The organism is Candidatus Accumulibacter phosphatis (assembly GCF_012939955.1).
Taxonomy (GTDB): domain Bacteria; phylum Pseudomonadota; class Gammaproteobacteria; order Burkholderiales; family Rhodocyclaceae; genus Accumulibacter; species Accumulibacter delftensis.
Map to the genome: position 1 here is coordinate 35615 of NZ_SPMY01000038.1, position 8265 is coordinate 43879.

The following is an 8265-nucleotide window of genomic DNA, read 5'->3' on the forward strand; positions in this document are numbered from 1 at the left end:
CTCCGAGCACGCAAGCGCGCAGTGAAACGGAAAACAGGAGGCAGCAGCCCATGGCAACCCACCGTGAAAGCCGCGCTATTGCGCTCGCCGCCGAGTACCTGTTCGATGTCGTCGCCGATGTCGAAAGCTATCCCCAGTTCGTGCCGCTGATCGCCGATGCGAAGATCGTTCGCCGCGAAGAAGCGGCCTACGAAACCGAGCAGAGCCTGGCGCTCGGGCTACTGTTGCATCGCTTCCGCACGCGCACCGAGCTCGATCGCCCGCACAAGATCAGCATACGTTCCAACGACCGCTCGTTCGCGCACTTCGACATCCGCTGGGCCTTCACGCCGTTCGGCGATGATCGCTGCCACGTCGACTTTGCGCTTGACTGCGAGACACGTTCGTTTCTGCTGATGCCGGTGATTCAGCTGCTGGTCATGCCGATGGCTGCCGGCATGGTCAGCGCCTTCGAAGCGCGTGCGCGTGCGCAGGCTGCGAAAAGCGGCGGTGCTGCCAGCCCGGACGGGTAAAATGCAAGGCTTCTCGAATCAAGGACCGCCCCGTGAGCCAGGAGCCCAGCAGTAGTGCGGCGAGCACCTCAGCAGTCGCCAGCAGCAACTTTATCCGTAACCTCATCGAAGCCGATCTCGCCGCCGGCAAGCATGCGGCGCGCAGATGGTCGGGCCAGCCCGGGCCGGCCGCACAGCAACTTGCCGGTGCGCTCGACGCGGCGAAAATCCGCACGCGCTTTCCGCCGGAGCCGAACGGCTATTTGCACTTTGGCCACGCCAAGTCGATCTGCCTGAACTTCGGGCTGGCGCAGGACTACGGTGGTCGCTGCCACCTGCGCTTCGACGACACCAACCCGGAGAAGGAAGAGCAGGAATACGTCGATTCGATCGTCGATGCCGTGCATTGGCTCGGCTTTTCCTGGCAAGGTCCGCTCGCCGAAGAGTCGACAGACAGCGAGTGCAATCTCTATTTTGCGTCCAACTACTTCGACTGGATGGTCGAGTTTGCCGAATACCTGATCAGCAGCGGCCACGCCTACGTCGATAGCCAGAGCGCCGAGGAGATGCGTGCCAGCCGCGGGACGCTCACCGAGGCGGGTGCCAATTCGCCGTTTCGCCAGCGTAGCGTCGCGGCAAGCATGGACCTCTTCAAACGCATGCAGCAGGGCGAGTTTCCGGACGGCGCGCACATCCTGCGGGCGCGCATCGACATGGCCGCCGGCAACATCAATCTGCGTGATCCGGCGATCTACCGTATCCGCCACGCCAGCCACCACAACACCGGCGACCGCTGGTGCGTCTATCCGATGTACACCTATGCGCACCCGATCGAAGACGCCCTCGAGAACATCAGCCACTCGATCTGTACCCTCGAATTTGCCGACCAGCGCCCTTTCTACGACTGGCTGCTCGAGCGGCTGGCCGAAGGCGGCCTGTTGCAGCGGCCGCTACCGCAGCAGATCGAGTTCTCGCGACTGAACCTCACTTACATCGTCCTCTCGAAGCGCATGCTGATCCAGCTGGTCGAGGAAAAGCACGTGAGCGGCTGGGACGACCCGCGTCTGCCGACGCTGGTCGGCGCGCGCCGCCGTGGCTACCCGGCGGCAGGGTTTCGCCTCTTTGCCGAGCGTGTCGGCGTCTCGAAATCGGACTCGCTGATCGAGTACTCGTTGCTCGAAGACTGCATGCGCGAAATCCTCAACGATGCCGCCGAACGCCGCGTCGCGGTACTCGATCCGCTCAAGCTGATCATCGACAACTACCCGATCGGCGAAAGCGAGGAGTGCTTTGCGCCCAACCATCCGTTGAAGCCGGAAGCCGGCAAGCGCGCCATGCCCTTTGGCCGTGAGCTGTGGATCGAACGCGAAGACTTCATGGTGCAACCAAGCAAGGGCTACCATCGCCTCTATCCCGGCAATATGGCCCGTCTGCGTTATGGCTATGTCGTCAAGTGCACCGCTTTCGACCTTGACGACAGCGGTGCCGTGAGCGCCGTTCATTGCGAATACTTCGCCGATTCGAAGAGCGGTACGCCCGGTGCCGACGACTACAAGGTCAAGGGTAACCTGCACTGGATCTCGGTTGCCGAGGCCTGCCCTGCCGAAGTGCGCCTCTACGACCGGCTGTTCTCCGTCCCCTCACCTGGCGCCCGGCGCGAAGGCGACCCGGAGGGCGTCGAACGCGATTTCCGCGACGACATCAATCCCGACAGCATGCGCGTCATCCAGGCCTGGCTCGAGCCCTCGCTGAAGGCGGTCGAGGCGGAAGAATGCTTCCAGTTCGAACGGCATGGCTACTTCGTCGCCGATCGCGTCGATTCGCAGCCCGGCGCGCCGGTCTTCAATCGCACGGTGACGCTCCGGGATTCGTGGTCGGTGAAGGGCGGCGCGCGCAAGTGAAGCGCTGACCGCAGCCTAGAGCAACTCCAGCACCTTCTCCGGCGGCCTGCCGAGAACCGCCCGCTCGCCGCGTACGGCGATCGGGCGTTCGATCAGGATCGGGTGTGTGGCCAGGGCATCCAGCCACTCGTCGTCGCTCAGCGAACGTCCGGCGTAGTTTTCCTTGAAAACGGCTTCGCTGCGGCGCACGAGATCCGCCGCTTTCATGCCCAGCATCGCCAGCAGCGCACGCAGTTCTTCGCGGGTCGGTGGCGTCTTGAGGTAGTCGACGATCTCCGCTTCGACGCCTTTCTCGGCGATCAATTGGCAGGCGGCGCGGCTTTTCGAGCAGCGCTGGTTGTGATAAATGCGCAGGGGAATGTTGCTCATCGTTGGTCCTTGTAGAAAGAAGAAGTTGGGAAGGGATAGGATCGGGTAGCCGCAGCGCAGTTCGTTGCCGCCAGCGAGCCGTGTCGCCTCATTCGGCGCGCAGCGCGTCCACGGCGTTCAGCCGTGCCGCACGCCGGGCCGGCAGCACCCCGGCCAACAGGCCGATGAGCACGGCGATGAGTTCGGCCAGGGCGACGAAGCTGAGCGGCGTGTGCACCGGTAGGGCCGGCACCAGCAGGTGGATCAACTGCGCGAGCCCGAAGCCGAGCAGCAGGCCCAGCAATCCGCCGAGTGCCGAGAGGGCGACCGCTTCGCCGAGAAAGAGCCCGAGAATGGTCCGCCGCGGCGCGCCGAGGGCGACCAGCAGGCCGATTTCGCCCGTCCGTTCGGTGACCGCGATGGTCATGATGGTGACGATGCCGACGCCGCCGACGAGCAGCGAGATGCTGCCCAGCGCACCGACGGCCATGGTCAGCACGTCGAGGATGTTCGACAGGGTGCGCAGCATGTCTTCCTGGGTGGTGATCGTGAAATCCTCGCGGCCGTGGCGCGCCGTCAGCGTCGCCTTGACGCGCGCGCTGACGCCGGCGGCGCGCACGCCTTCCTCGTACGACAGATCGATCTTCATGATCCCGTCGCGGTTGTACAACTCCAGCGCCCGCGCGGTCGGAATGTAGGCGGCGTCGTCGAGATCGATACCCAGGAACTGACCCTTGGCTTCGAGGACGCCGATGACGCGAAACTGCATGCCACCGGCGCTGACGCGGGCACCAAGCGGGTTGGCGCTACCGAACAACTCCTCCTTGAGGCGTGCGCCCAGGACCATGAAGGCGCGCGCACTGTCGGCGTCCTCGGCGGGCAGAAACTGACCGCTGCGCACCTTGATGCTGAACACCTTGAGCATGTCGGGGCTGACGCCATTGACCGTCGTGCGCCGCAGGCGGCCATTGGCATTGACTTCGGTGTTGCCCCAGACGGTCGCCGTCATGCCGGTGATGTGTGGCAGGCGGGCCAGGGCGCGTGCGTCGTCGAGGGTCAGCGGCCGCACCGAGGTCGGAATGCCGCTCGGCGCGTGCCCGGCGGTCTTCGTCCGGCCCGGCGCGACGCTGATCACATTGGTGCCGAACTGGGTGAATTCGGCAAGCACGAAGCGATGGATGCCTTCGCCGATCGAGGTCAGCAGGATCACCGCCGCGACGCCGACGGCAATGCCCAGCAGGGTCAGGAAGCTGCGCAGGCGGTGCGCGGTGATCGCGCGCAGGGCGAGGTGCAGGGAGTCGCGGGGGCGGATCATTTTTCTGGAAAAGACAGCCGGTGGGTTTTTTGAATCGCTTCGCGCCATTCATCGGCGAGGCGTGCCTGAGCGGCAAACTCCGGCCAGCGCTGCACGGCCGCCTGCACTTTCGCGATGATTGTCGCTGCGCGGCCCTGTTTCATCAGCGCCGCCTTCGCGCAGGCCTTGAAATCCGCCAGCGTGAAGCCGTCCCGTTTCCCATTCAGCGTCATCTGGTGCGTGGCCGTCCAGGAACCCGACGGATTGTAGCTGTAGGTGAGGTCGAAGGCCGGGGCGAGCGACCACGCGCCCTCCTTGTTCATCAGGAAGGCGATGTTCTTCACATGGTCGTCCTGATTGCGCGCCACGATGTTGAACACCATCCGCCGGAACTGCTCCTCCACCGCGGCCATCGGCAGTTGCAATTGGCGGATGATCAGCAGCGCCTGCTCGTAGGCGTAGGCTCCCGCCTGATTGAAATCGAAATGCGCTAGCGCACCCAGCGACTGCATGTGCAGCTTCTCCCCGCCAGGCAAGCGATCGAAGCGGCGGGTCATGAAGTGCCGCCGCCCGTCTTCCTCCAGCAGCCGGCAGGCGCTCATCGTGATGCCCGCCGCCTTGGCCATCAGGTGATAGGCAAACTCGATGGTCCCGTATCCCTGCGGGTCTTCCAGCTCCTTGTCCCTGTTGCCGGAAACACCGTCGAACTTCAGCAGCCAGTATTCGAAACCCTCGCCGGCCGCGATTTGCCCCGAACGCACTTCGTTGCTGGCCGGGTTCCAGGCGATCACCGCCTTGGCCCGGGCTCCGCCGGCGGATGTGCCGACGCTCAGTATGGCGCGCAGCGCCTTCTCTCTACCCGTGTCGTGGAAATGTCCCTGGAGATCGTTTCGGTGCGTCAACACCTCGCCGGCCAGTCGCACCAACGCGTCGATTTCAATTTTCGTCGTCTTGCGCTCGCTCGGCCCCAGCACCGGAGCAAACTCCAGCGCACCCATGCCGCGCTTGCCGGTGTAGCAAAGGCGCTCGACGGCGTTGAAGCTGTCTGGCGTGCGGCCCTGCGTGGCCAGCCAGGCATCGATCAAGGCGTTTCCGAAGCGGTCCGGCAGCGAGTCCGCGAGCAGCCCCGGCAGACCGTGGAAGGTCTCGCGCGGCAGCGCCGGGAATTGATGCACCCGCTCGCTCAAGGGCATGCTCAGCGGCGAAATCTCGATCCCGCTGCGCGCGAACTCCGTGTCGTATTGAAACGTGGCCACCTCCCGCCTTTCCGCGAGCGAGACGGCACCGATCGTGCGGCCCCAGAGCTGGACTTTGGCGATCATGTCGGCTCACCCCAGGTCCACTTCTTCTTCTCTCCGGGTTCCGCTTTCCCGCCCGAGGCCCGTTGCCGCGTCCGGCCTTGCTGCCGCAACTGTGCCATCGGGCCGGGCTCCGGCTCCGGCAGCAGAGTCTCGAAGCGCTCCAGCAAACCGAGCACCCGGCATATCCTCAGAAAACCCGAAAGCCGCGTCGCCACCTCGCCCGACTCCAGACGTTCGACCGTCCGCTTGGCCACCCCCGCCTGCTCGGCCAGGGCCGCCTGCGTGAGCCTGCGCTCGATACGGGCAGCCGCGAGACGCCCGCCAAGTTCCTCCAGAATGGCTTGATCGGTCAGGTTGTTGGAAATCTTCATAATGCGTCACATGTGGCGAATAATACGATTCTAGGACATTTAATCGTCGCATGTGACGATTAAACACCATTTTCCGTCATATGGTCGCATCGAGCTTGTAGAACCGCATTACGTAGTTTTTCCCGTCTGCGGCAGTAGTAAAGGATTCCTTTACTACTGAATCCTTGACCAACTCACCCTCGGCGAAGGCGTTCTTTAATGTGAAAGTCTAATGTGAAAGTCGCGTATGCGACTCACGAAACTCCCTTCTCCCGTTGCGGGAGAAGGGGCAGGGGAAGGAGGGGGGGCGGTCCTGACTTTCATGATCAGGGGTGTCTCGACATGTCATGACCGTTAGGCGCTGCCCGATGTTCTGGTGAGAAGATGGAGCTGGATTGCTCCGTCGGCTGCGCCTCCTCGCAAAGACGTGCGAGCTGGTGAGGCGCTTGCCATTCCCGCTTCCCGACGAGACTTTCGGCGCGCCCTTCCGGGACTCAACGCCTGGACAGCGACAGCACCGGATCGAGCCGCGCGGCCTGGCTGGCGGGCAGGACGCCGAAGAGCACGCCGGTGACGAGTGCCGTGCCGAGCGCGGCGAGGACGGCCCAGTCCGGTGGGAAGGCGGGGTACACCGGGTACAGCTGGCGGATGAGCGCCGCGCCCGCCTGCCCCAACACGAAACCAAGGACGGCGCCGGCGACCGAGAGCATCGCCGCTTCGGTCAGGAAGGCATTGCGGATCGTCGCGCCGGTGGCGCCGAGCGCCTTGAGCAGGCCGATCTCGGCGCTGCGCTGGGCGACGGAGACGAGCATCACGTTCATCACCAGGATGCCGGCGACGGCCAGGCTGATCGCCGCGATGCCGGCGACGGCGAGGGTCATCGTGCCGAGCAGGCGGTCGAAGGTGGCGAGCACGGCGTCCTGGGTGATGATCGTCACGTCCTCTTCGCCGTCGTGGCGCTGCTTGATGATCTCGGTGACCTGCACCTTGGCCGGTTCGATGGCTTCGCGACTGCTCGCTTCGACGAGAATCCGGAACAGGGTGTTGCTGTTGAACATCGCCTGCGCCAGCGCCACCGGCACGATGACCAGTTCGTCGGTGTTCATCCCCAGCCCCTGGCCGCTGGAGGCGAGGACGCCAACGATGCGAAAACGGCGGTCGCCGACGCGTACCAGTTGCCCGAGCGCCGACTCGTGGCCGAACATTTCGTCGCGCACCTTGGCGCCAATGACTGCTTCGGAGACGCCACGACGCCAGTCGCCGGTCGGCAGGAAGCGCCCCTGCGCCAGCGTCAGGCGGCGCACGTCGATGAACTCGGCTGTGGTGCCGACGACCATCACTTCGCGGAGTTTGCCGGCAAAACTGATTTCCGAAGTGCCGACGGCGAGCGGTGCGGCGCGGTGCACGGCGTTGGCGCGCAACAGCGCCTGCGCGTCGTCGATAGTCAGGTCGCGCGGCGTGCTGGTGACGGCGTTGCCGGGGTTGAAGCCGCCGGTCTGCGAGCGTCCGGGCAGGACGATGACCAGGTTGCTGCCGATCGACGAGAATTCATTGAGTACGTAGCGGCGGGCGCCGTCGCCGAGCGCGGTGAGGACGACGACCGCCGCGACGCCGATGGCCATTGCCAGCACCAGCAGGAAAGTGCGCAGGGGATTGCCGGTCGCCGCGTCGCGGGCGAAGCGGATCAGGTCGGGAGTGCGCACGTGCTGGTGTCTGCTTCAGGGCGTGCGCTGTCATGTTGCAGGGCGCCGTCTTCCATCAGCAACTGACGCCGGGCGCGGGCGCCCAGGGCGCCGTCGTGGGTGACCACGATCAGCGTCACGCCCTGGCCGTTGAGCGTTTCGAGCAGGCGCATGACTTCCTCGCCGGTGGCTCGATCGAGGTTGCCGGTCGGCTCGTCGGCGAGAATCACCGCCGGCTGCATGATCGTTGCGCGGGCGATGGCCACGCGCTGGCGCTGTCCGCCCGAGAGCTGGTCCGGGCGGTGGTCGGCGCGGTTTTCGAGGCCGTAGTCGCGCAGGGTCCGCGCCACGCGCTCGGCGCGTTGGGTGGGCGCGACGCCGGCGAGAATCATCGGCAGGGCGACGTTCTCGGCGGCGGTCAGGCGTGGCACCAGGTGGAAGCTCTGGAAGACGAAACCGATGCGCTCGCTGCGTACCCGCGCCTGCTCTTCCGCCGAGAGGGTGGTAACGTCGCGGCCCTCCAGATGATAGGTGCCGGCGTTGGGCCGGTCGAGCAGGCCGAGGAGGTTGAGCAGCGTTGATTTTCCCGAGCCCGACGGGCCCATGACGGCGACGTACTCGCCGGCGGTGATGCTCAGGTCAAGGCAGCGCAGCGCGTGCACCTCGCTGTCACCGAGCTGAAAAAACGCGCTCGATGCCGGCCAGTTCGATCAGTGCCACACTCATCGCTTAATGTGAAAGTCGCGCAAGCGACTCACGAAACTCCCTTCTCCCTTGCGGGAGAAGGGGCAGGGGGAAGAGGGGAAACGGTCATGACTTTCATGATTTGGGGTGTCTTCCACGTTGTCATGACCCGTTTAATGGTGAAAAGTCGCGCAAGCGACTCAACGAAAACTCC

The 8265-nt window shown here is 64.9% G+C and carries 7 protein-coding genes and 1 pseudogene; 2 read left to right on the forward strand and 6 right to left on the reverse strand.

Annotated elements, in window-relative coordinates:
* Positions 1-50 precede the first annotated feature (50 nt).
* A complete protein-coding gene (locus tag E4Q23_RS23915) occupies positions 51-512 on the forward strand; it encodes a type II toxin-antitoxin system RatA family toxin (RefSeq protein ID WP_169067170.1) in 462 nt (153 codons plus the stop codon).
* A 32-nt stretch (positions 513-544) separates the two neighbouring features.
* A complete protein-coding gene (locus tag E4Q23_RS13825; RefSeq protein ID WP_169067171.1) occupies positions 545-2392 on the forward strand; it encodes a glutamine--tRNA ligase/YqeY domain fusion protein in 1848 nt (615 codons plus the stop codon).
* A gap of 15 nt (positions 2393-2407) precedes the next feature.
* Here the strand turns inward: E4Q23_RS13825 and arsC are convergent, their stop codons facing one another.
* From arsC to E4Q23_RS13855, 6 genes and pseudogenes are all read right to left on the reverse strand, one after another.
* Positions 2408-2761 (reverse strand): arsenate reductase (glutaredoxin), encoded by a 354-nt coding sequence (gene arsC, locus E4Q23_RS13830; protein ID WP_169067172.1) that lies wholly within the window; start codon positions 2759-2761, stop codon positions 2408-2410.
* Positions 2762-2849: 88 nt separating this feature from the next.
* On the reverse strand, positions 2850-4055 hold the full coding sequence (locus E4Q23_RS13835) for an ABC transporter permease (RefSeq protein WP_211203762.1): 1206 nt from the start codon (positions 4053-4055) through the stop codon (positions 2850-2852).
* Positions 4052-5356, reverse strand: coding sequence for a type II toxin-antitoxin system HipA family toxin (locus E4Q23_RS13840; protein ID WP_169067173.1), 1305 nt, complete (start codon positions 5354-5356; stop codon positions 4052-4054). Before E4Q23_RS13840 ends, E4Q23_RS13835 begins: the two co-directional genes overlap by 4 nt.
* Positions 5353-5706 carry a helix-turn-helix transcriptional regulator gene (locus E4Q23_RS13845; RefSeq protein WP_169067174.1) on the reverse strand — a complete coding sequence of 118 codons (354 nt, stop codon included), beginning with the start codon at positions 5704-5706 and terminating at the stop codon, positions 5353-5355. Before E4Q23_RS13845 ends, E4Q23_RS13840 begins: the two co-directional genes overlap by 4 nt.
* 473 nt (positions 5707-6179) lie before the next feature.
* The gene (locus E4Q23_RS13850; protein ID WP_169067175.1) at positions 6180-7388 is read right to left on the reverse strand and encodes an ABC transporter permease; all 1209 of its coding nucleotides are present in this window, start codon (positions 7386-7388) and stop codon (positions 6180-6182) included.
* Positions 7370-8087 (reverse strand): annotated as a pseudogene (locus E4Q23_RS13855) (ABC transporter ATP-binding protein). Before E4Q23_RS13855 ends, E4Q23_RS13850 begins: the two are co-directional and overlap by 19 nt.
* Between the last annotated feature and the right edge of the window lie 178 nt (positions 8088-8265).

What these genes read in the sequence shown, in the direction of transcription:
- arsC (WP_169067172.1), bottom strand. Translation starts at nt 2,761, where the DNA reads ATGAGCAACATTCCCCTGCGCATTTATCACAACCAGCGCTGCTCGAAA.
- E4Q23_RS13840 (WP_169067173.1), bottom strand. Translation starts at nt 5,356, where the DNA reads ATGATCGCCAAAGTCCAGCTCTGGGGCCGCACGATCGGTGCCGTCTCG.
- E4Q23_RS13835 (WP_211203762.1), bottom strand. Translation starts at nt 4,055, where the DNA reads ATGATCCGCCCCCGCGACTCCCTGCACCTCGCCCTGCGCGCGATCACC.
- E4Q23_RS23915 (WP_169067170.1), top strand. Translation starts at nt 51, where the DNA reads ATGGCAACCCACCGTGAAAGCCGCGCTATTGCGCTCGCCGCCGAGTAC.
- E4Q23_RS13845 (WP_169067174.1), bottom strand. Translation starts at nt 5,706, where the DNA reads ATGAAGATTTCCAACAACCTGACCGATCAAGCCATTCTGGAGGAACTT.